The sequence below is a fragment of the Streptomyces sp. GbtcB7 genome, assembly GCF_019091445.1.
Lineage (GTDB): Bacteria > Actinomycetota > Actinomycetes > Streptomycetales > Streptomycetaceae > Streptomyces > Streptomyces mirabilis.
Genome location: NZ_JAGXJM010000008.1, coordinates 252,855 through 272,359 on the forward strand (window position 1 = coordinate 252,855; position 19,505 = coordinate 272,359).

Consider the following 19,505-nt stretch of genomic DNA (forward strand, 5'->3'; position numbering starts at 1 on the left):
ACACATCGGCCGCGGCGGCTCCCCCTCCGCGCCGCCGCGGCCGATCCCCGTCGTGATTGGTCAGTTGGACGGTTCGGTTGTTGCGTGCTGGTCCAGCGGCTTGATTTCGCCGCCCGTGGCGTGCTGGTCCAGGGCAATGAGCTCTTCGTCGGTGGCGTGCTGGTCCAGCGCGACGAGCTCCTCACCCGTTGCGTGCTGGTCCAGCGGCTTGACGATGGGCTCGCTCTTCTTTTCGCTCATAGCGGTCAACTCCCCAGTTCCGTTCCAGGCAAGAGGCTTGGGGGCCCGCCCGGCAGCTCCCCCGATGGACGCCGGACGGGCACCGATTGGCCGCTCAGATTAACCTCACGGCCTCACTGTCGATCCGCCTGCCCCCCGACGCGACGGAACGACAGGAGTGAGCATGTCGGGCGGCGATAAACGTTCGATGAACGCCCCGACGGTCGGCTAGGCAGCAGCGGCCGGGTTCAGCAGGCTGCGCACCTCGGCTGCTTCGGGGGATCCCAACTCCTCATAGATCCCGAGGGCTTCACGCCAGCAGACTTGGGCGCGACCGGTCTGTCCGATGCCGTTGAGCGCGCGACCGAGCACAGTGAGCACGAGCCCACGTCGCCACTCCCCACCGATGCCCCGCAGCACGGTCAGAGCCATCTCCGCGTTGGACGCGGCCTGCGCCGGACGTCGGGCGGCGAGGTCCACCTCGGCGAGCCGGAAGAGAGTCATCCCCTCCCAGAGTCGCTGGCGACTGTCGCGGAAGGTCTCCAGGGCCTCCACGAGGCTCTCGGCCGCCGAGCCGAGGTCCCCGTTGCGGGTGAGCGCCAAGCCCAGGGCGTAGCGCCCGTTCGCGCCCCTGAGGGCGTTCCCCGTGGAGTCGTAGATGTCGATGCCTTGCTGAGCGAGAGTGACGGCGCTGTCGACACGTCCCGTGGCCAGGTGAATGCGGGACAGGTTGCACAGTGCGCTGGCCTCGCCCGGCCGGTTCTTGTTGCTGCGGAAATTCTCGATGGCCGAGGTCAGGTACTGCTCGCCCTCGGCGTGCCGACTCTGGTAGATGGCGATGATGCCGCGGGTGTTGGGGGCCCAGCAGCTGGCAACGGGGTCGTCCGCCTCCTGTGCCATGTGCATGGCTTCGACGGCGGCCGCGTCAGCCTGATCGAAGCGTCCCGCGACCAGGTGGACGTCGGTGAGCGTAGTCAGCGCACGCCCAGCGGTATGCGCGTCGCCAATGGCACGAGCACGCTCGAGCGCCGCGTTCGCGGCGACCTCGTATTCGCGCGAATTGGCCCCCGACTCGGCAAGATCCTTGGCGGCCCAGAGCAGGTCGACAGCCCTGCGAAGTCGGCTGTCCGCCACAGACTGGCGCACGCACGACAGGAGGGCGTTCGCCTCGGCGTACAACCAGTCCTGCGCCGGATGCCGGTCGTCGAACACCAGCCCGGGGTGCTCCGTCGGCTCCAGATGGTCCACCAACCGATCCCCGGGCCGTTCGATCGCGTACACCCCGGCGGCCGTGGCCAAGTAGAAGTCCAGAAGGCGTGACATCGCCGCATCCCGCTCGCTCGGTGGCTGTTCGTCGCGTTCCGCGCAGGCGCGGGCGTAGAGGCGTACGAGGTCGTGGTAGCGGTAGCGGCCGGGGGCGGCGGATTCCAGGAGGGAGGTGTCGACGAGGGATTCGAGGAGGTCCTCGGTGTCGTCGATCGGGAGGTCGAGGACGGCGGCCGCGGCGGCCAGGGAGATGTCGGGGCCGTCGGCCAGGCCCAGCAGCCGGAAGGCGCGGGCCTGGGCCGGCTCCAGCTGTCCGTAGCCGAGTTCGAAGGTGGCCTTGACCGCGAGGTCGCCGGCCTGGAGCTCGTCGAGGCGGCGGCGCTCGTCGCCGAGCTTCGCCGCCAGGACCGAGACGGTCCAGGTGCGGCGGGCGGCCAGCCGGGAGGCCGCGATGCGGATGGCGAGGGGGAGGAAGCCGCAGGCCGCGACGACGTCTAGGGCCGCCTCGCGCTCCGACGCCACCCGCTCCTCGCCGACGATCTTCGTGAAGAGCTGGAGGGCCTCCTCCGGGGACATCACGTCGAGGTCGACCAGGTGGGCGCCCGCCAGGTCCACCATCCGCACCCGGGACGTGACGAGGGCCGCGCAGCCCTCCGTGCCGGGCAGGAGCGGGCGGACCTGGGCCGCGTCGCGGGCGTTGTCCAGGAGGACCAGGACCCGCCGGCCGTCCAGGACCGAGCGGTAGAGCGCCGAGCGCTCCTCCAGGGAGTCGGGGATGGAGGAGTCCGCCGTGCCCAGGGCACGCAGGAACGCGCCGAGGACCGTCTCCGGCTCCGCCGCCCGCTGGCCCGCACCCTGCAGGTCGACGTACAGCTGCCCGTCGGGGAACGCCGCGCGCGCCTGGTGGGCCACGTGCACGGCGAGGGTCGTCTTGCCGACGCCGCCGATGCCCGCGAGCGCGGAGACGGCCATGACCTGGCCCTCGCCCTCGGCGGAGGAGGCGGAGGCCAGGACGTCGCTCAGTTCCTGGACGAAGGAGGCGCGTCCGGTGAAGTCCGTGACGGTGGCCGGGAGTTGGGCCGGGCGGACCGGTGTCGCGGTGGGCTCGGCCGCCGGGGCCGAGGGTTCCGCGAGGCCCGGGTCGGCCTGGAGGATCCGCTGCTGCAGCTCCTTCAGGCCCGGGCGCGGGTCCACGCCGAGCTCGTCGGCGAGGAGGCGGCGCGTGTCGGCGTACACGGCGAGCGCCTCGGCCTGCCGCCCGCTGCGGTACAGGGCGAGCATCAGCAGTTCGCGCAGCCGCTCGCGCAGGGGGTGCGCCGCCGTCAGGGCGGTGAGTTCGGAGACCGCCTCCGCGTGGCAGCCCTGCTCCAGGTCCATGTCGAGCCGGGATTCGAGGAGTTGGAGACGCCACTCCTCCAGGCGGGCCCGCTGGGTCTCCGCGTACGGACCGGGCACGCTCGCCAGCGGCTCCCCGTCCCACAGACCCAGCGCGCGGTTCAGCAGGTCGCGGGCGGAGCACAGGTCGCCGGAGTGCTTGGCCTTCTCGGCGTCGGCGGCGAGTTCCTGGGCCTCGGCGAGGTCGAGGGAGCTGTCGCTCGCGGCCAGCCGGATCGCGTAGCCGCCGGACTCACTGATCAGGACGCCGGGGTCCAGGGCCTTGCGGAGCCGGGAGGCGTACGTCCGCACGGCGGCCAGCGCCTGGGGCGGGGACTCCTCGCCCCACAGGGCGTCGATCAGCTCGCCGGACGTGGCCGTCCGGCCCTCCCGCAGCAGCAGCGCGGCCAGCAGGGCGCGTTGCTGCGGGGACCCCGTGGGCAAGGAATCCTCGCCGCGCCAGGCGCGCACCGGGCCGAGCACGCTGAAGCGCAACGCCGCCGATTCCCCGGCACGTCGCTGCTCCGGCACTCGCGGTACACCGTCCATCGCCGTCCCCCTGCCGAACCGTCAGTGCTACGAGGCCAGTTTGCCTTGTTCATGGCGGATGCGTCAGCCGTGCGAGACAGCGATCACAGGCCCGCACACCGTACAGGCACGGGGAATCACAGGGCTCTCACAACCACTGCGCACATCTCCGCACAGAGCCGCCCATTCCGGAGGCGTGCAGCAGTCTGCAGAGCCGTACCAGGTAGCTGACGGGTCGTCAGATCGGCGCTACCGTGAGCCGTATGGAGACCACGAGGACCACTGAGGCCGCCCAGGCGTCCACGACCCCGTTCCCGAAGATCATCTCCGTGGACGACCACACCGTGGAGCCGCCCGACGTCTGGCGCGACCGCCTCCCCGCGAAGTACCAGGACACCGGACCCCGCATCGTCCGCGCGCCGCTGAAGGAGATGACCTTCCTCGGCGGCAGGTTCGCCCCGGTGATGGGCGGGCCCGGCGACGACGGACCCATCGGGGACTGGTGGGTCTACGAGGACCTGCACCGGCCCCTCACCCGCCTCGACACCGCCGTCGGCTACGACAGGGACGAGATACGGCTGGAGATCATCACGTACGAGCAGATGCGCCCCGGCTCGTACGACGTCCCCCAGCGTCTCGCCGACATGGACGTCAACCACGTCCAGTCCGCGCTCTGTTTCCCCACCTTCCCGCGCTTCTGCGGCCAGACCTTCACCGAGGCCAAGGACCGTGAGCTGGGCCTGCTCGGAGTGAGGGCCTACAACGACTGGATGGTGGAGGAGTGGTGCGGCCCGGCGGCCCACGGCCGGCTCGTCCCGCTCACCCTCGTACCTCTCTGGGACCCGGAACTCGCCGCCGCGGAAGTGCGCCGCAACGCCGCCCGTGGCGTCCGCGCGGTCGCCTTCTCCGAGATCCCGCCCCACCTCGGACTGCCCTCCGTCCACACCGACGACTGGGACCCCTTCCTCGCCGCCTGCGACGAGACCGGCACGGTCATCGCCATGCACATCGGCTCCAGCAGCAAGATGCCGTCGACCTCGGCCGACGCGCCGCCCGCCGTCGGCTCCACCATCACCTTCGCCAACTGCTGCTTCTCGATGGTCGACTGGCTGATGAGCGGCAAGTTCGAACGCTTCCCGAACCTCAAGGTCATGTACGCGGAGGGTCAGATCGGCTGGATCCCCTACATCCTGGAGCGCGCCGACGTGGTCTGGGAGGAGAACCGCGGCTGGGGCGGCGTCGCCGACAAGGTCCACCGCCCGCCGTCCGAACTCTTCGCCGACCACGTCTACGGCTGCTTCTTCGACGACGCGTTCGGCCTGAGGAACCTCGACGCCATCGGGGTCCCGAACGTCCTCTACGAGACCGACTACCCCCACTCCGACTCCACCTGGCCCAAGTCCCGCGAGGTCGGCGAGGCCCAGATGGGGCACCTGGACGCGGACGTGGTGGAACGGATCGTCCGGGGCAACGCCATCGACCTGCTGGGGCTGACGAAGGACGGGCTGTGGCCCGGACCGGGAGGCCCCCGTTGAACCAGTCCCCGTCGGACCCCTCGCCCCTGCTCTACGGGATGCAGCTCCCGATCCAGTCCCAGAGCACCCTCTACGCCGAACCCTGGGAGGCGGACGCCGGTCCCGGCGAGCTCGTCGCGGTCGCCCGCGCCGCCGACCGCGCCGGCTTCGCCTATGTGGCGAGCTGCGACCACGTGGCCGTCCCGCGCCGTCTCGCGGACGCCATGAGCACGATCTGGTACGACCCCGTCGCCACCCTCTCCTACCTCGCGGGCGTGACCGAGCGCGTACGGCTGCTCAGTCATGTCGCGGTCGTCGGGCTGCGGCATCCGCTGGTCACGGCCAAGCAGTACGCGACCCTCGACCACCTCTCCGGCGGGCGGCTGATCCTCGGGGTCGGCGCCGGGCATGTGGAGGAGGAGTTCGAGGCGGTGGGCGCCGACTTCGCGCGGCGGGGGGCGGTGCTCGACGAGTCCATCGACGCGCTGCGCGCCGCCCTGGGGGCCGACGAGTTCCCCGTGCACCACGGGAAGCTGTACGACTTCGAAGGGCTCGGGCAGCGGCCCAGGCCCGCGCAGGAGCACGTGCCCATCTGGGTCGGCGGCTCCTCGCCCGCCGCCGTGCGCCGGGCCGCGCTGCGGGGTGACGGCTGGCTGCCGCAGGGGGATCCGCGCGAGCGGCTGCCGGAGCAGATCGCCCGCCTGTACCGGATCAGGGAGGGGGCGGGGATCTCCGCGCCTCTCGTCGTCGGGGCCATCACCGAGCCCTTGTACGTCGGCACGCCGAACTGGCACGTCGGGCGGCGCACGGTGACCGGGGCCCCGGAGGCGGTCGCCGAGTCGCTGCGGGCGTACCGGGCGATGGGGGTGCACCAGATCCAGGTGCGGTTCCGGGCGCGGGGGCTGAGTGAGCTCGTCGACCAGATCACGGCGTTCGGCGCCGACGTCGCGCCCCACCTCAACTAGATCGCGCCTCACCTCGAGCAGGGAGTCAGGGCATGGGAAAGCTGGACGGACGTGTCGTCATCGTCACCGGGGCGGCGCGCGGGCAGGGCGAGCAGGAGGCGCGGCTGTTCGCCGCGGAGGGTGCCAGGGTCGTCGTCGCGGACGTGCTCGACGACCGGGGCGAGGATGTGGCCAAGGAGCTGGACGCGCTCTACGTCCACCTCGACGTGGGCCGGGAGGACGACTGGGGGGACGCCGTCGCCGCCGTGAAGGGCGCGTACGGGCGGATCGACGGGCTGGTCAACAACGCGGGCATCCTGCGCTTCAACGCCCTCGTCGACACCCCGTTGGACGAGTTCCTCCAGGTCGTGCAGGTCAACCAGGTCGGCTGCTTCCTCGGTATCAAGACCGTCGCGGGGGAGATCGCCGCGGCAGGCGGGGGCACGATCGTCAACACCGCCTCGTACACCGCGATGACCGGGATGGCGGCCGTGGGCACGTACACGGCTACCAAGCACGCCATCCTCGGCCTCACCCGGGTCGCCGCGCTGGAGCTGGCGCACCAGCGGATACGGGTCAACGCCATCTGTCCGGGCGCCGTCGACACCCCCATGTCGAACCCGGCCCAACTCGACCCGACGGCCGATCCCGAGGAGATGACCAGGGCCCTGGACGAGCTGTACAGCAAGCTCGTGCCGCTCGGGCGGGTGGGCAGGCCCGAGGAGGTCGCCCGGCTCGCCCTGTTCCTGACCTCCGAGGACTCCTCGTACATCACCGGGCAGCCGTTCGTGATCGACGGGGGGTGGCTGGCGGGGGTCAGCGTGATCTGACGGCCAGTCAGCTATTGACGGTGCAGGCCCGTGGTGCAACAGTCGGCGGCAAGTCAATCTGACGGATAGTCAGAAACATACTGGGGACGGTGAACCTCCTTGGAATTCGGGCTCTTTGTACAGGGATACGTGGGCAAGCGCGCCGAGACCGACCCGCTCGCGGAGCACAAGGCGCTGATGGAGGAGACCGAGTACGTCATCCAGGCGGACAAGTCCGGCTTCAAGTACGCCTGGGCGTCCGAGCACCACTTCCTGGAGGAGTACTCGCACCTCTCGGCGAACGACGTCTACCTCGGCTATCTCGCCCACGCCACGGACCGCATCCACCTCGGCTCGGGCATCTTCAACCCGCTCGCCCAGGTCAACCACCCGGTGAAGGTCGCCGAGAAGGTCGCCATGCTCGACCACCTCAGCGAGAACCGCTTCGAGTTCGGCAGCGGGCGCGGCGCGGGCAGCCACGAGATCCTCGGCTTCCTCCCCGGCATCACCGACATGAACTACACCAAGGAGATCTGGGAAGAGACCATCGCCGAGTTCCCGAAGATGTGGCTCCAGGACGAGTACGTCGGGTTCCAGGGCAAGCACTGGCAGCTCCCGCCCCGCAAGGTGCTCCCCAAGCCGTACGGGAAGGCGCACCCCGCCATGTGGTACGCCGCCGGGTCGCCGCCCTCGTACGCCATGGCCGCACGCAAGGGCCTGGGCGTGCTCGGCTTCAGCGTGCAGAAGGTCTCCGACATGGAGTGGGTGCTCCAGCAGTACAAGACCGCCATCGTGGACGCCGAGCCCGTCGGGGCCTTCGTCAACGACAACGTGATGGTGACGACCACCGCCATCTGCGCGCCGACCCACGACGAGGCGATACGGATCGCGGTCGGCGGCGGACTGCACTACCTCCCCTCCCTCGTCTTCCGCTACCACGACACCTTCCCGCGCCCCGAGGGCTTCCCCGTCTGGCCCGAGACGCTCCCCGAGTACAACGCCGAGTTCGTCGAACTCCTCATCGAGGAGGAGCTGTTGATCTGCGGCGACCCGGACGAGGTGCTCACCCAGTGCAAGCGCTGGGAGCAGGCGGGCGCCGACCAGCTCTCCTTCGGGCTGCCGGTCGGGGTCCCGAAGGAGGAGACCCTGCAGACGATCCGGCTGATCGGGGAGCACGTGATCCCGAAGATCGACACGGATCCGGTGCACCGGACGACCCGTTTCCGCCAAGCGGTCTGAGGAGGGTGCGGCCATGCTCGACCACGTCATCAAGGGCGCGACCGTCGTGGACGGCACGGGCGCGCTCGGCTACACCGCGGACGTCGGCATCCGCGACGGCCGTATCGCCGCGATCGGCACGGTCACGGAGGCGTCCCGCACCGGCGAGGACGCCTCCGGTCTCGTCCTCGCCCCCGGATTCGTCGACCCGCACACCCACTACGACGCCCAGCTCTTCTGGGACCCCTACGCCACCCCGTCCCTGAACCACGGGGTGACGACGGTCGCGGGCGGCAACTGCGGCTTCACCCTCGCCCCGCTGAACCCGGCACGGCCCGAGGACGCCGACTACACCCGCCGCATGATGTCCAAGGTCGAGGGGATGTCGCTGGTCGCCCTGGAGGAGGGGGCGCCCTGGAACTGGCACAGCTTCGGCGACTACCTCGACGCCCTGGAGGGGCGGATCGCCGTCAACGCGGGCTTCATGGTGGGGCACTGCGCGTTGCGGCGGTACGTGATGGGCGCGGACGCGGTGGGCGGGCAGCCGACCGGGGAGCAGCTGGAGCGGATGCTCGCCCTCTTCCACGAGGCGATGGACGCCGGTGCCTGGGGCCTGTCCACCACCCAGTCCTCCACCCACTCCGACGGCGACGGGAAACCGGTCGCCTCCCGGCACGCGAAGCCCGCCGAGTTGCTGGCTCTGAGCAGGGCCGTCGGCGAGCACGAGGGCACCCAGATCGAGGCGATCGTCGCCGGCTGCCTCGACCAGTTCAGCGACGACGAGATCGACCTCTTCGTCGAGATGAGCGCGGCGGCGGGCCGCCCGCTCAACTGGAACGTGCTGACCATCGACGCCGCCGTCCCCGAGCGCGTACCGAGGCAACTGGTCGCGAGTGAACGGGCGCGGAAGGCGGGCGGCCGGGTGGTGGCCCTCACCATGCCGATCCTCACCCCCATGAACATGTCCCTGGGCACGTTCTGCGCGCTGAACCTGATCCCCGGGTGGGGCCCGATCCTCGCCCTGCCCGTCCCGGAGCGCATCGCACGGCTCAGAGACCCCTCCGTGCGCGCCGAGATGCTGGCCCGGGCGAACAGCAAGGAGGCGGGTGTCTTCCGCCGCCTCGCCAACTTCGGGCGGTACGTCATCGGGGACACCTACAGCCCGGCGAACGACGGCCTCACCGGGCAGGTCGTGAAGGACATCGCGGCCCGGCGCCACCAGGAGCCCTTCGAGTGCCTGGTCGAGATCTGCGCGCACGACGACCTGCGGACGGTGCTGTGGCCCATGCCCACCGACAACGACACCGACTCCTGGACGCTGCGCGCGGAGACCTGGCAGCACCCGGACGTCATGCTCGGCGGCTCGGACGCGGGCGCCCATCTCGACCGCATGTGCGGGGCCCCGTACACGACCCGCTTCCTCGGGGACTGTCTGCGCGGGCGGAAGCTGACCACGCTGGAGGCCGCCGTGAAGATGCTCACGGACGACCCGGCGCGCCTCTTCGGACTGAGGGAACGCGGGCGGATCGCGGAGGGCTTCCATGCGGACCTCGTGCTGTTCGACCCGGAGCGCATCGACGCCGGCAAGGCCACCCTGGTGCACGACCTGCCGGGAGAAAGCCCGCGACTGGACTCCAAGGCGATCGGCATCACGGCGGTCTGGGTCAACGGGGTCGAGTCGATCCGGGGGGACGTGGTGACGGGCGCCGTACCGGGGAAGGTGCTGCGCTCCGGCCGGGACACGGAGACGGTGAGTACGAGGTGACCGACGTGCGGGGGGCGGGCGACGAGCAGCGGCTGTTCATCGGCGGCTCGTGGGTGGAGCCCGACGACGGGCACTACGAGGTGATCGACCCGGCGACGGAGGGTGTCGTCGGGATGGCGCCGGAGGCCTCGCGGAAGCAGGTGCACGCGGCCGCCGCCGCGGCCCGGGAGGCCTTCGGACCGTGGTCGCGGACGCCCCCCGAGGAGCGCGCGGCGCTCCTCGGCCGGGCGGCGGACATCATCCGGCGCAACTTCCTCTCCTACGCCGATCTCGCCCAGGCCGAGAGCGGTGCGACGACCGGGACCGCGCGCGGGATGCAGGTGGGGGTGGGCGCGGCCCGTTTCCGGCGCTACGCGCGCGTGGAGCCCGTCGAGCAGCCGCTGCCGCCGCAGATCAACGAGGCCGGGCCGTTCGGGAAGGCGGCGGTCATGGGCGCCCTCGCCGTCCGCCAGCCGGTCGGCGTCGTCACCTGCGTCACTTCCTACAACAACCCCTGGGCCAATCCGGCAGGCAAGATCGCCCCCGCCCTCGCCATGGGCAACACGGTGCTCGTGAAGCCCGCCCCGCAGGACCCGCTCTCCGTGTACCGGATGGCGGAGGCTCTGGAGGCGGCGGGCCTACCCCCGGGTGTCGTGAACGTGGTGAGCGGTTCGCGTCCGGAGGTCGGCGAGGCGGCCGTGGACTGCGAGGACGTGGACATGGTCAGCTTCACCGGCTCGACGGCGGTGGGGCAGCGCATCGCCGAGGTGTGCGGGCGCGGGATGAAACGCCAGCTGATGGAGCTGGGCGGGAAGGGCGCGGCGGTCGTCTTCGACGACGCGGACGTCGAGTCGGCGGTGCTCGGCATCGGCACGACGTTCTCCTTCTACAGCGGCCAGATCTGCACGGCGCCGACGAGGGTGATCGCACAGCGGGGTGTCCACGACCGCCTGGTCGAGCAACTGGCCGCGTATGCGGGACGGTTGACGGTCGGGGGTCCGCGGGAGCCCGGGACGGTCGTCGGGCCGGTCATCTCGGCGGCCCACCGGGACCGGGTCGAGGCCTACGTCGAACTCGGCCGCAAGGAGGGTGCGCGGATCGTCACGGGCGGCACGCGCCCCCCGTGCGACCGTGGCTTCTACGTCGCCCCGACCCTTCTCGCGGACTGCACCCCCGACATGCGGGTGGTCCGCGAGGAGATCTTCGGGCCCGTCGTCGTGGTCGTCCCCTTCGACGACGAGGAGGAAGGCATCGCCCTCGCCAACGACAGCGACTACGGGTTGATCGACTACGTCTGGTCGGGCGACGTCGCCCGCGCCTTCCGCGTCGCCCGCGCGCTGCGTGCGGGCGGGGTGGGCGTCAACACCGTCGGCCGCAACATGGAGGCACCGTTCGGCGGCTTCAAGAAGAGCGGGGTGGGGCGGGACGTGGGGTCGTACGCACTGCATGCGTACAGCGAGGTGCAGGCGATCGTGTGGCCGTCGGGCAACTAGGGCTTGATCGGCCGGACAGGCCCTGGGCCTGTCCGGACCGGCAGGGTGGGGCATCCGAGCGGGGGTGTCGAGACCGTCCGGCATGGCGCCGGGGCCCGCGGCGCCACGCGGCGGATGCTGATGGCTCCCACCCCGCAGGAGAGGCCCGTGAACGACCCCAGCCCTCAAGCAACCCGAAGGCCCGCATCCACCGGAGCCGGATACGACTCGGCCGGCCAGGCCGGGGTCATCGGCATCGGACTCGCCGCCGTGCTGACGTTCGCACTCGCGCAGGGTTCCTGGCAGTGGTTCTCCACGTACATCGGGGTGACGCTTCTTGCCGTGATCTTCGCCTTCCAGCGGCGGCCGGCGTGGACGCCCGGCATCCGATCGGCCTACATGCGCGGCCTGGTCGCGTATTCGCTGGTCGTCGGCCTGTGCGTGGCGATCGCACTGGCCCCCATGATGCAGCGCTGGGCTTGGCTGTTTCCGATGTCGGGCACGCGGAGCGGGTGTGAGGGGACGGGCAGGTACGAGGCCATCCGGTCGAGGGCCGCGCTGGCGAACCTGGCTGACAGCGACGGCGCCGCCTTGGCGTACGCGCAAGTGGCCCAGAGCGACAAGGCCGTTGCCGACTGCCTGGCAGCCACGACGACCCTGTGGCTGCCCGTGTACGGAGCTGGGGCCGCCCTGCTGGTAGGTGCGGGTGCGTGGACCCGCGACCGGGCTCGGGCGACGAAGGGGCCTTGACCGGAGTCCTCCTCGCCGGGGCCGGTGAACGCCGGAACGCGGCAGGACTGACGGGCCTGGCCGGCCCGGGTCTACAGGTCGAACACGGCCCGGAGGCCGATCTCGACGGCCTCCATGACCCGTTCGTCGACGGGGCCCAGCTCTTCGGTGAAGCGAGGGGCTGAGAGGGTGCGGAACTCGCCGAGCACGACGGTGCCCGAGGAGGGGGCGTCGACCGGGACGTCGACATCACCAGGGTGTGCGTGGGACTTCCGGATCACCAGGGTGTGCGGGGGACTTCCGGCGAACGACAGCTCGTGGGCGTGGCCGCGCTTCACCTGCCCGCGACCCGCGCCCAGCGCTCCAGGGTGGAGTCCTCGCTCTCAGCGGGTTCCGAGGCTGTGGTCACGATTCCGGCCTCGGCCCGCATCCGCGCGGACTTCTCCCATCCCTCGGCGAAGTTCTGCCGCCGCAGGATCCGGGCGGTGTGCGAGGAGACGTTCCCCTTGGCCTTCACGAATGCGTCCATATTCGCGGGCAGGTTGATGGTGTTGAGTATGGCGGCTGTAGGAACACCGACCCCGGTGCGGCGGGTGAGCGAGCGTCGGCTCAGGCCTCGTCCCTGAGGCGGGCGCGCTGGATCTGGCGGGCCAGGGTGCGGCGTGCGGAGGGGGATTCGGTGGGGGTGGGGGCCGCGGGAGCGGAGATGTCGAGGGCGCGGCTGATCTCGTCGTAGGCGTGCCGGTGGCCGTCGGGCAGGGCGGCCCGGTGCAGCCGCAGGTCCTCCTCGACCAGGCGTCGGAGGTCGTCGACGTTCTGGGGTGTGAAGTGTTTCCGGCCCCGGGCAACGGCGTTGACGTAACGCGTGCAGTGGGCGGCGTCGTGGAGGGTCTCGGAGATCTCCTCGGCGAGGCCCCAGAGGCGTCCCTCCAGCCAGGGGGTGTCGTGCTGGTCGAGCGAGAGGCGCGGCGGGGGCGACGGGTCGTCCCCCTTGTGCTTGGTGACCTGCTTGGACACGGCGGGCTGACTCATGCCGGTGAGGCGGGCGATCCTGTCCTGGGTCCAGCCGAGGTCGGCGAAGAGCCTGATCATCTCGGCGCGCAGCCTGCGCATCTCCTCGCCCGCGCGGATGACGTCGTTCATGTCGGCGAACATCCGCTCGGCCTGCGCCTCGGTCAGGGGCCCGGTCGGGGGCTCGGGGGTTCGACGCGTGTCCTCTTCGACTGCCATAGCTCGGTTATATACCCAGGTCGAGTGTCCCCACGGAGTCATAACCCGGTTGTATAACCCGGTTATGAGTGTCAGGATCCGCGTCATGCCCACCTTCACCGCACCTGACGGAACCCACCTCGCCTACCGCCTGATGGGAGGCGGGAGCGGAGACGGCGGCGGCGATCCGGTCCTCTGCGTCCCCGGCGGCCCCACGGACTCCCGCTACCTGGGCGACCTCGGAGGCCTCTCCCTGCATCGTCGGCTGGCCGTCCTGGACCTGCGCGGCACCGGCCGGTCCGCGCTCCCGCACGACACCGCCGGCTATCGCTGCGACCGCCTGGTCGACGACGTCGAGGCGCTGCGCGCGCACCTCGGGCCGGCCCGGCTCGACCTGCTCGGCCACTCCGCCGGAGCGAACGTCGTGACGCAGTACGCGGCCCGGTATCCGGAGCGCGTCGGCAGGCTCGCCCTGATCGGCCCCGGCACCCGAGCCGTCGGCATCGAGGTCACGGGGGAGGAGCGGCGCGCACTCGCGCGGCTCAGGGAGGGTGAGCCGTGGTTCCCGGCGGCGTTCGCCGCGCTGGAGGCGATCGGTGCGGGGACGGGCAGCGACTGGGAGGCCATCGCCCCCTTCTTCTGGGGCCGTTGGGACGCCGCGGCGCGGCGGCACCATGCGGCCGCCCGGCCGGCCAACGAGGAGGCCGTGGCCTTCTTCGGGGCCGAGGGCGCCTTCGACCCGCCCGCCACCCGCGCGGCGCTCGCCGCCTGCCGAACCCCCGCCCTGCTGCTCACCGGGGAGTTCGACCTGAACAGCCCACCCGGGGCGACGGCCGAGTTCGCGGGGCTGTTCCCCGACGCGCGGCTCGTCGTGCAGGCGGGCGCCGGTCACTACCCCTGGCTCGACGACGCCGGGCGCTTCGTGGCGACCGTAGCGGCGTTCCTGGGTTGAGCGCGGTTGGCGGTAGCGCTGCTACCGCGATGGTGTTAGCGTTGCTCTCATCGGGTGGTGAACAACGCTACCCCCGCCCCATCGAGGAGCAACGTCATGACCGAGCACTCCAGCACGCCGGGAACGTCCCGCCGAGTGGCCGTCGTCACCGGCGGATCCCGCGGAATCGGCCGGGAGACCGCCGAGCGCCTCGCGGCCGACGGTCACGCCGTCGTCGTGAACTACGCCGGCAACGAGGCCGAGGCCGACAAGACCGTCGCCGCGATCACCGAGGCGGGCGGAGAGGCGATCGCCGTCCGCGCCGACGTCGCCGACGAGACCGAGGTGGCCGCCCTCTTCGACGCCACCGAATCCACGTACGGCGGGGTGGACGTCGTCGTCCACGCGGCCGGTGTCATGGCGCTCGCTCCCCTGGTCGACCTCGACCTCGACGCGCTGGACCGCATGCACCGCACCAACATCCGCGGCACGTTCGTCGTCGACCAGCAGGCGGCACGACGGCTGCGCGCGGGCGGCGCGCTCATCAACTTCTCCAGCTCCGTGCTGGCGCTCGCGATCCCCGGGTACAGCGCGTACGCCGCCACCAAGGGTGCCGTCGAGGCCATGACCCTGATCGTCGCGCGCGAGCTGCGCGGCCGGGACGTCACCGTCAACGCCGTGGCCCCCGGCCCGACCGCCACCGCCCTCTTCCTGGACGGCAAGGACGAGGAGACCATCGCGCGGATGGCGGCCCAGCCGCCGCTGGAGCGCCTCGGCACCCCCCGGGACATCGCCGAGGTGGTGTCCTTCCTCGCCGGTCCCGCAGGCCGCTGGGTCAACGGCCAGGTGCTGCGGGCCAACGGCGGCATCGCGTAACTCGCCACCATTCAAGAGGAGTTCAGTCATGGATTCGGGCACGGAATCAGTCGTGGAGTCAGTCATGGAATCAGTCGTGAATTCGGCCGTGGACGCCGCGCGCAAGACGATCGTCATCACGGGGGCCGGATCCGGCTTCGGCGCGCTGTCCGCCCGCGCCCTCGCCCGCGCCGGGCACACGGTGTACGCCGCGATGCGGGACACCGGCGGGCGCAACGCGGCCCGGGTCGCGGAGGCCGAGGCGTACGCCGCCGAGCACGCGGTGGACCTCCGTACGGTCGAACTCGACGTCCTCTCCCAGGAGTCGGCGGACGCGGCGATCGCCACGGTGCTGGCGGGGGCCGGGGGGCTGGACGTGCTCGTCCACAACGCCGGACACATGGTGACCGGCCCGACGGAGGCCTTCACACCCGCCGAACTGGCCGCGGTGTACGACACGAACGTGCTGGGCACCCAGCGGGTCAACCGGGCCGCGCTGCCGCACCTGCGGGCCCAGGGCCACGGTCTGCTGCTGTGGGTCGGCTCCACCTCCACGCGCGGCGGCACCCCGCCGTACCTGGCGCCGTACTTCGCCGCCAAGGCCGCGATGGACGCGCTCGCCGTGTCGTACGCCGCCGAACTGGCCCGCTTCGGCATCGAGACGACGATCGTGGTGCCGGGCGCGTTCACCTCGGGCACGAACCACTTCGCGAGCGGCGGCCACCCCTCCGAACAGACCGTGCTTCCCGCCTACGAGGAGCACTACGCGGGCCTGATGGACCAGGTCGCGGGACGCCTGGCGGCCCTCACGCCGCCCGACGCGGACGTGTCGCTCGTCGCCGACGCGATCGTCGACGTGGTGGACACCCCGTACGGGAAGCGTCCCTTCCGGGTGCACGTCGACCCGGCGGACGACGGTTCGCAGGAGGTCAGCCTGGTCGCGGACCGTGTCCGCGCCGAGTTCCTGACCCGGATCGGCCTGGCGGACCTGTTGTCCCCCGTAGCGCGGAAGGGGACGGCGTGACCTCGGGCGACTCGGATAACGTCGCTACCGTGAGCACGTCCGTGAGCAGTACGAAAGCGCGCATCCTCGAAGTGGCGGCCGAGCTGGTGGCGAACTCCCCCGACGGGGACGTCTCCACCCGGGCGGTCTGCGAGGCGGCGGGGGTCGGCGCCCCGGCCCTCTACCGTCACTTCGGGGACAAGGAGGGCCTGCTGTCGGCGGTGGTCGACCACGGATACGAGAAGTACCTGACGACCAAGCGCAGCCGCAGGCCCGGCACGGACCCCATCCAGGACCTGCGCGACGGCTGGGACACCCACACCGACTTCGCCCTGCGCAACCCCAACCTCTACCGCCTCATGAACTCCCCGGCGATGCGTACGCCACCGGCCGCCGCTCTGGAGTCCCACCGCATCCTCACCGCGGACCTCCGGCGCGCGGCCGAACAGGGCAAGCTGCGCCTGGCCCCCGAACTCGCCGCCCAGATGATCATGTCCGCCAACGTCGGCGTCTCCCTGATGCTGGTCTCCCGCCCGACGACCTTCACGGACGAGACGCTCTCCCGCCGGATACGGGACGCGGTGCACGCGGTGGTCTTCACCCCGGAGGCGATGGGGCCGGAGACCACGTCCGCCGACGACGAGGAAGCGCGAGCGGAAGAAGCGGGAGCGGAAGAAGTACTCCCCGCCACCGCCACCCACCTCGCCGCCCTCCTCCGCCGGACCCCGAGGCCGGACTTCTCCCCGGGCGAGTCCGCCCTCCTGGGCGAGTGGCTGGACCGGCTGTCCAACACGACGCCGGAGTAGCCGTACTCAGGTCATGGCCTCACGGTGACCTGAGTACGACATCGGATGCCGACCGGTCGACACCCTCCGTAACGTCGGCCGCATGGCGAACACCCACACCACCGAGTCCCGGCGCACTCCCCTCGACTGGGCCGGCCTGACCGCCCTCGCGATGCTGGTACTCGTCACCGGTGGCCTGGTCGCCACCTTCGGCCCGCTCCTCGCCATCGCCTGCGACACCTGCCAGGACGGCGTCCGCACGCCCCACTTCGAGAACGCGCTCATCGTGGTCGCCCGGCTCGGCGTACCGCTCACCACGCTGCTGACGGTCGCCGGGATCTTCCTCCCCCGGGGCGGCGCGAAGGCGGGCGGAATCGGCCTGGGCGTCCTGACGGTCCTCATGGTGACGCTACTGGCCCTCGGCCAGTGAGCCGCTCGCTGGAAGGTGGTCCTCCGCCCACACGAGCAAGGCGGCCAGTGGGATGAGGAAGGCGTTGCCGTGCGGAGAGAGTGCGTAATGGGTTCGCGAGGACGGGCCGGGCTGGGCGTTTCGGGCGACGAGGCCGACCGCGGTCAGTTCCTGGAGGCGCTGGGCGAGCATGCGGTCGCTGATGCCGGGGACGCGCTCGCGAACCTGCGCGAAGTGGGCCGGGCCCGTGGCCAGGGCCGCGAGGATCAGGCCGTTCCAGCGTCTGCCCAGCAGGGCGAAGGCCCGAGTGGCGGCCGGAGGGGGCCCGGCCGGCTGCGGGCGTTGTGAGGTGGTCATGGTGTGTGTCCGTTCCGGTACGGCGCGAGGCATCGCGGTTCAACGCCTCGGGCTGTAGGTCGTACTGGTGGCTATGGCGGGAGTCGGCCCGTGTGTCGTCCGGGCCGCGCCTCCCAGGTGGCGGTGCGGCCCGCGTGGAAGGGGCCGCCCCCTTCGTGAGGTCAGCTCATGTGGACGGCCGCGATCACCGTCCCGGCCCGGAGCATGGCGCCCGAGGCGTTCGGCATCAGCCGTCATCGTCGTTGCGACGTGCGTGAGCGTGTGCGTGTGCGTGCGTGTGACGCCGGTCCGGCGAAGCGGCGCCGGAAGTCGGCAACGACGAGAGCGGCGCTCCGGAGGCCATCGCACCGGTCTTCGCGCCGGGTGCTCGTCCGGTGATCCGTCGGCCGAACATGACCGCTGTGAACCCGCAGACGCTCCACAGGGCGAGGACGGCAAGGTGGCCGGAGCCGCCGTTGCCGTCGAAGTACGCGGTGTCGCGAAGCAAACTGGCTCCGGCGCCGGGGGGCAGCCACTGGCCGACGTGGTCCACTCCCTCGGGAAGCATCTCCGGAGCGGAGCCGGCGCCGGAGAAGGGGTTCCCGACGAAGACCATGAGCGCGGCGCTGAGCCCGAGGCCCGCCTGCCCGAGGAGTCGGATCAGCCCGGCGGCGGTGGCGCTGATGGAGATCAGGACGAGCGACAGGACCGCCCACGTGGCCACGTGATCGTGGGGCAATGCCCCGAGGAAACCCTGGGCCACGAGGTAGGCGCCGAGCCCCGCGGCGGCGCATGCGACGAGAAGCGTCAGCAGTCGGTGCCATGGGCGTCGCAGGCCGCGAGCCGTCGAGACAAACGCTCCGATCAGGATGGCGCAGATCGTGAGCGGGAAGACCGCCGAGCTGAACACCACTCCCCTGGGGTCCTCCGTGGCGACGGGCACCACGTCGAGTGCCCTCACGTGGATCTTGGCCGAGGGCTGAGGACCGGCGGCCCCCTGCCGGGCGGCCCGATCGGCCAGCTGCTGTCCGACCTCACGCAGAAGCTGGGCCACGGAGGTGCTGGCGGCAGGGGCCGTCAGCACCGTGATGTCGTGGGGCGAGATGGCGAGGGCGCCGTAGACGTCCCGGTTCTCGATCGCCGACCGCGCGGCCTGCTGGTCGGGATAGAGGTGGAAGTCGAACGCGCCGGGCCTCTCATGGACCAGTCCTTCCACCGCGTGCTGGCTGGCCGCTCCGGTGCCCACGATTCCGACCGGGACATCGCGCGGCGCGGTCCGTCCCGCCGGCCAGGCGAACAACAGCACCACCAGGGTGATCACCAGGGGCAACACCACGACGGCAACGGTCGCTTCCCGCCCTGCCGGGTTTCCTGACAACGGGCTCCTCACGGGTCAGCCCCTCTCATAAAAAAAGAAATGATCGTTCTATTAATTCCCCAGTCTGACCCGCCGCACGAGCAAACGTCAACACGAATGTTCGTTTTTCTTGATAGGGTGACCTCATGCCCAAGGTCACCCAGCAGTACATGGACGCCCGCCGCGAGCAGATCCTGGACGCGGCGCGCCGCTGTTTCCTCCGCGACGGTTTCCACTCCGCGTCCATGCAGGACCTGTTCACGGAGGCGGGGCTGTCCGCGGGAGCGGTGTACCGGCACTTCACCAGCAAGGACGAGATGATCCTCGCGATCGCCGAGGAGAACATGCGCGAGGTCCTCGACATCACGCTCACCGTCGCCACGAACCGGCAGGGCCGATCCATGGGGGCGCTCATGGCGGAACTTCTCGACGTGATCCGGGTCAAGTCCGCCGAGGGGAACCTGGCCGGGCTCGCGGTTCTGGTCTGGGGAGAGGCCATGCGCAACCGCTCGGTGGCTCACAAGCTCGACCAGCTCATGGGCCGCATGCGCGCCGACCTGGCCATCATGGTCCGTGACCACCAGGACCACGGCGACTTGCCCTCAAGTGTGACGGCCGAGGCGATCGCTTCGGCGATGCTCTCCGTCCTCCCGGGCTACATCCTCCAACTGGCCTTGCTCGACCCGGCTGTTGTGGCCGAGGTGCCTGACGCGGTGCGGGCGTTGTGGCCGGAGCCGGCCGGTGAGCGCTGAGCGGTCCCGCCGCTTCTCGATCAGCGGCACCGGTCGGCCGACGGCCCCATC

At 71.2% G+C, this 19,505-nt stretch carries 20 protein-coding genes; 13 read left to right on the forward strand and 7 right to left on the reverse strand.

What is annotated here, in order from left to right; all coding sequences use genetic code 11:
- Window positions 1-60: 60 nt before the first annotated feature.
- The gene (locus KVT44_RS16130) at window positions 61-240 is read right to left on the reverse strand and encodes a hypothetical protein (RefSeq protein ID WP_095854064.1); all 180 of its coding nucleotides are present in this window, start codon (window positions 238-240) and stop codon (window positions 61-63) included.
- Between the two features lie 207 nt (window positions 241-447).
- Window positions 448-3,408 carry a BTAD domain-containing putative transcriptional regulator gene (locus tag KVT44_RS16135; RefSeq protein WP_217567540.1) on the reverse strand — a complete coding sequence of 987 codons (2,961 nt, stop codon included), beginning with the start codon at window positions 3,406-3,408 and terminating at the stop codon, window positions 448-450.
- Window positions 3,409-3,650: 242 nt separating this feature from the next.
- Here KVT44_RS16135 and KVT44_RS16140 point away from each other — a divergent pair, with 242 nt between their 5' ends.
- The 7 genes from KVT44_RS16140 to KVT44_RS16170 all read left to right on the forward strand — a co-directional run bounded on the left by KVT44_RS16140 (window position 3,651) and on the right by KVT44_RS16170 (window position 11,838).
- Window positions 3,651-4,922, forward strand: coding sequence for an amidohydrolase family protein (locus KVT44_RS16140; protein WP_217567541.1), 1,272 nt, complete (start codon window positions 3,651-3,653; stop codon window positions 4,920-4,922).
- 38 nt (window positions 4,923-4,960) lie between these two features.
- Window positions 4,961-5,866, forward strand: a complete 906-nt coding sequence (locus tag KVT44_RS16145) for a TIGR03619 family F420-dependent LLM class oxidoreductase (RefSeq protein ID WP_217567587.1) — start codon at window positions 4,961-4,963, stop codon at window positions 5,864-5,866.
- A 32-nt stretch (window positions 5,867-5,898) separates the two neighbouring features.
- Window positions 5,899-6,675 carry an SDR family NAD(P)-dependent oxidoreductase gene (locus KVT44_RS16150; RefSeq protein WP_217567542.1) on the forward strand — a complete coding sequence of 259 codons (777 nt, stop codon included), beginning with the start codon at window positions 5,899-5,901 and terminating at the stop codon, window positions 6,673-6,675.
- 99 nt (window positions 6,676-6,774) lie between these two features.
- Window positions 6,775-7,893: an LLM class flavin-dependent oxidoreductase gene (locus tag KVT44_RS16155; protein WP_097285170.1), complete on the forward strand. Its 1,119-nt coding sequence runs from the start codon at window positions 6,775-6,777 to the stop codon at window positions 7,891-7,893.
- Between the two features lie 13 nt (window positions 7,894-7,906).
- Entirely contained in the window at window positions 7,907-9,637 is a 1,731-nt protein-coding gene (locus KVT44_RS16160) for an amidohydrolase family protein (RefSeq protein ID WP_217567543.1), read from the forward strand.
- Window positions 9,634-11,109, forward strand: coding sequence for an aldehyde dehydrogenase family protein (locus KVT44_RS16165; RefSeq protein WP_308314018.1), 1,476 nt, complete (start codon window positions 9,634-9,636; stop codon window positions 11,107-11,109). Before KVT44_RS16160 ends, KVT44_RS16165 begins: the two co-directional genes overlap by 4 nt.
- A gap of 147 nt (window positions 11,110-11,256) precedes the next feature.
- Window positions 11,257-11,838, forward strand: a complete 582-nt coding sequence (locus KVT44_RS16170; protein WP_217567544.1) for a hypothetical protein — start codon at window positions 11,257-11,259, stop codon at window positions 11,836-11,838.
- A 71-nt stretch (window positions 11,839-11,909) separates the two neighbouring features.
- Here the strand turns inward: KVT44_RS16170 and KVT44_RS16175 are convergent, their stop codons facing one another.
- The 3 genes from KVT44_RS16175 to KVT44_RS16185 form a co-directional block, all read right to left on the reverse strand.
- Window positions 11,910-12,155 carry a hypothetical protein gene (locus tag KVT44_RS16175; RefSeq protein WP_217567545.1) on the reverse strand — a complete coding sequence of 82 codons (246 nt, stop codon included), beginning with the start codon at window positions 12,153-12,155 and terminating at the stop codon, window positions 11,910-11,912.
- The gene (locus KVT44_RS16180) at window positions 12,152-12,346 is read right to left on the reverse strand and encodes a hypothetical protein (RefSeq protein ID WP_217567546.1); all 195 of its coding nucleotides are present in this window, start codon (window positions 12,344-12,346) and stop codon (window positions 12,152-12,154) included. The genes KVT44_RS16175 and KVT44_RS16180 overlap by 4 nt, the downstream gene beginning before the upstream one ends.
- Before the next feature lie 80 nt (window positions 12,347-12,426).
- Window positions 12,427-13,047: a helix-turn-helix domain-containing protein gene (locus KVT44_RS16185; protein ID WP_217567547.1), complete on the reverse strand. Its 621-nt coding sequence runs from the start codon at window positions 13,045-13,047 to the stop codon at window positions 12,427-12,429.
- A gap of 85 nt (window positions 13,048-13,132) precedes the next feature.
- On the opposite strand from KVT44_RS16185, the gene KVT44_RS16190 reads away from it, so the two are divergent.
- The 5 genes from KVT44_RS16190 to KVT44_RS16210 all read left to right on the forward strand — a co-directional run bounded on the left by KVT44_RS16190 (window position 13,133) and on the right by KVT44_RS16210 (window position 17,030).
- Entirely contained in the window at window positions 13,133-13,978 is an 846-nt protein-coding gene (locus tag KVT44_RS16190) for an alpha/beta fold hydrolase (RefSeq protein ID WP_217567548.1), read from the forward strand.
- Between the two features lie 96 nt (window positions 13,979-14,074).
- Window positions 14,075-14,833 (forward strand): SDR family oxidoreductase, encoded by a 759-nt coding sequence (locus tag KVT44_RS16195; RefSeq protein ID WP_099922082.1) that lies wholly within the window; start codon window positions 14,075-14,077, stop codon window positions 14,831-14,833.
- Between the two features lie 64 nt (window positions 14,834-14,897).
- Window positions 14,898-15,836, forward strand: a complete 939-nt coding sequence (locus KVT44_RS16200) for an SDR family NAD(P)-dependent oxidoreductase (protein ID WP_190170732.1) — start codon at window positions 14,898-14,900, stop codon at window positions 15,834-15,836.
- A gap of 41 nt (window positions 15,837-15,877) precedes the next feature.
- Window positions 15,878-16,621 carry a TetR/AcrR family transcriptional regulator gene (locus KVT44_RS16205; protein WP_308314019.1) on the forward strand — a complete coding sequence of 248 codons (744 nt, stop codon included), beginning with the start codon at window positions 15,878-15,880 and terminating at the stop codon, window positions 16,619-16,621.
- 82 nt (window positions 16,622-16,703) lie between these two features.
- The gene (locus tag KVT44_RS16210; RefSeq protein ID WP_217567549.1) at window positions 16,704-17,030 is read left to right on the forward strand and encodes a hypothetical protein; all 327 of its coding nucleotides are present in this window, start codon (window positions 16,704-16,706) and stop codon (window positions 17,028-17,030) included.
- Here the strand turns inward: KVT44_RS16210 and KVT44_RS16215 are convergent.
- Together KVT44_RS16215 and KVT44_RS16220 are read right to left on the reverse strand one after the other, a co-directional pair.
- Window positions 17,010-17,366, reverse strand: a complete 357-nt coding sequence (locus KVT44_RS16215; RefSeq protein ID WP_217567550.1) for a helix-turn-helix domain-containing protein — start codon at window positions 17,364-17,366, stop codon at window positions 17,010-17,012. The two genes, KVT44_RS16210 and KVT44_RS16215, sit on opposite strands and share 21 nt — an antisense overlap.
- Window positions 17,367-17,592: 226 nt before the next feature.
- A complete protein-coding gene (locus KVT44_RS16220) occupies window positions 17,593-18,681 on the reverse strand; it encodes an ABC transporter permease (RefSeq protein ID WP_217567551.1) in 1,089 nt (362 codons plus the stop codon).
- Between the two features lie 167 nt (window positions 18,682-18,848).
- On the opposite strand from KVT44_RS16220, the gene KVT44_RS16225 reads away from it, so the two are divergent.
- Window positions 18,849-19,454 carry a TetR/AcrR family transcriptional regulator gene (locus KVT44_RS16225; protein WP_099922087.1) on the forward strand — a complete coding sequence of 202 codons (606 nt, stop codon included), beginning with the start codon at window positions 18,849-18,851 and terminating at the stop codon, window positions 19,452-19,454.
- The last annotated feature ends 51 nt before the right edge of the window (window positions 19,455-19,505 follow it).

Bases quoted from the DNA above. Each gene is read 5' to 3' on its own strand.
- KVT44_RS16130 (WP_095854064.1), bottom strand. From the start codon at position 240: ATGAGCGAAAAGAAGAGCGAGCCCATCGTCAAGCCGCTGGACCAGCAC.
- KVT44_RS16135 (WP_217567540.1), bottom strand. From the start codon at position 3,408: ATGGACGGTGTACCGCGAGTGCCGGAGCAGCGACGTGCCGGGGAATCG.
- KVT44_RS16140 (WP_217567541.1), top strand. From the start codon at position 3,651: ATGGAGACCACGAGGACCACTGAGGCCGCCCAGGCGTCCACGACCCCG.
- KVT44_RS16145 (WP_217567587.1), top strand. From the start codon at position 4,961: ATGCAGCTCCCGATCCAGTCCCAGAGCACCCTCTACGCCGAACCCTGG.
- KVT44_RS16150 (WP_217567542.1), top strand. From the start codon at position 5,899: ATGGGAAAGCTGGACGGACGTGTCGTCATCGTCACCGGGGCGGCGCGC.
- KVT44_RS16160 (WP_217567543.1), top strand. From the start codon at position 7,907: ATGCTCGACCACGTCATCAAGGGCGCGACCGTCGTGGACGGCACGGGC.
- KVT44_RS16180 (WP_217567546.1), bottom strand. From the start codon at position 12,346: ATGGACGCATTCGTGAAGGCCAAGGGGAACGTCTCCTCGCACACCGCC.
- KVT44_RS16185 (WP_217567547.1), bottom strand. From the start codon at position 13,047: ATGGCAGTCGAAGAGGACACGCGTCGAACCCCCGAGCCCCCGACCGGG.
- KVT44_RS16190 (WP_217567548.1), top strand. From the start codon at position 13,133: ATGCCCACCTTCACCGCACCTGACGGAACCCACCTCGCCTACCGCCTG.
- KVT44_RS16195 (WP_099922082.1), top strand. From the start codon at position 14,075: ATGACCGAGCACTCCAGCACGCCGGGAACGTCCCGCCGAGTGGCCGTC.
- KVT44_RS16200 (WP_190170732.1), top strand. From the start codon at position 14,898: ATGGAATCAGTCGTGAATTCGGCCGTGGACGCCGCGCGCAAGACGATC.
- KVT44_RS16210 (WP_217567549.1), top strand. From the start codon at position 16,704: ATGGCGAACACCCACACCACCGAGTCCCGGCGCACTCCCCTCGACTGG.
- KVT44_RS16215 (WP_217567550.1), bottom strand. From the start codon at position 17,366: ATGACCACCTCACAACGCCCGCAGCCGGCCGGGCCCCCTCCGGCCGCC.
- KVT44_RS16225 (WP_099922087.1), top strand. From the start codon at position 18,849: ATGCCCAAGGTCACCCAGCAGTACATGGACGCCCGCCGCGAGCAGATC.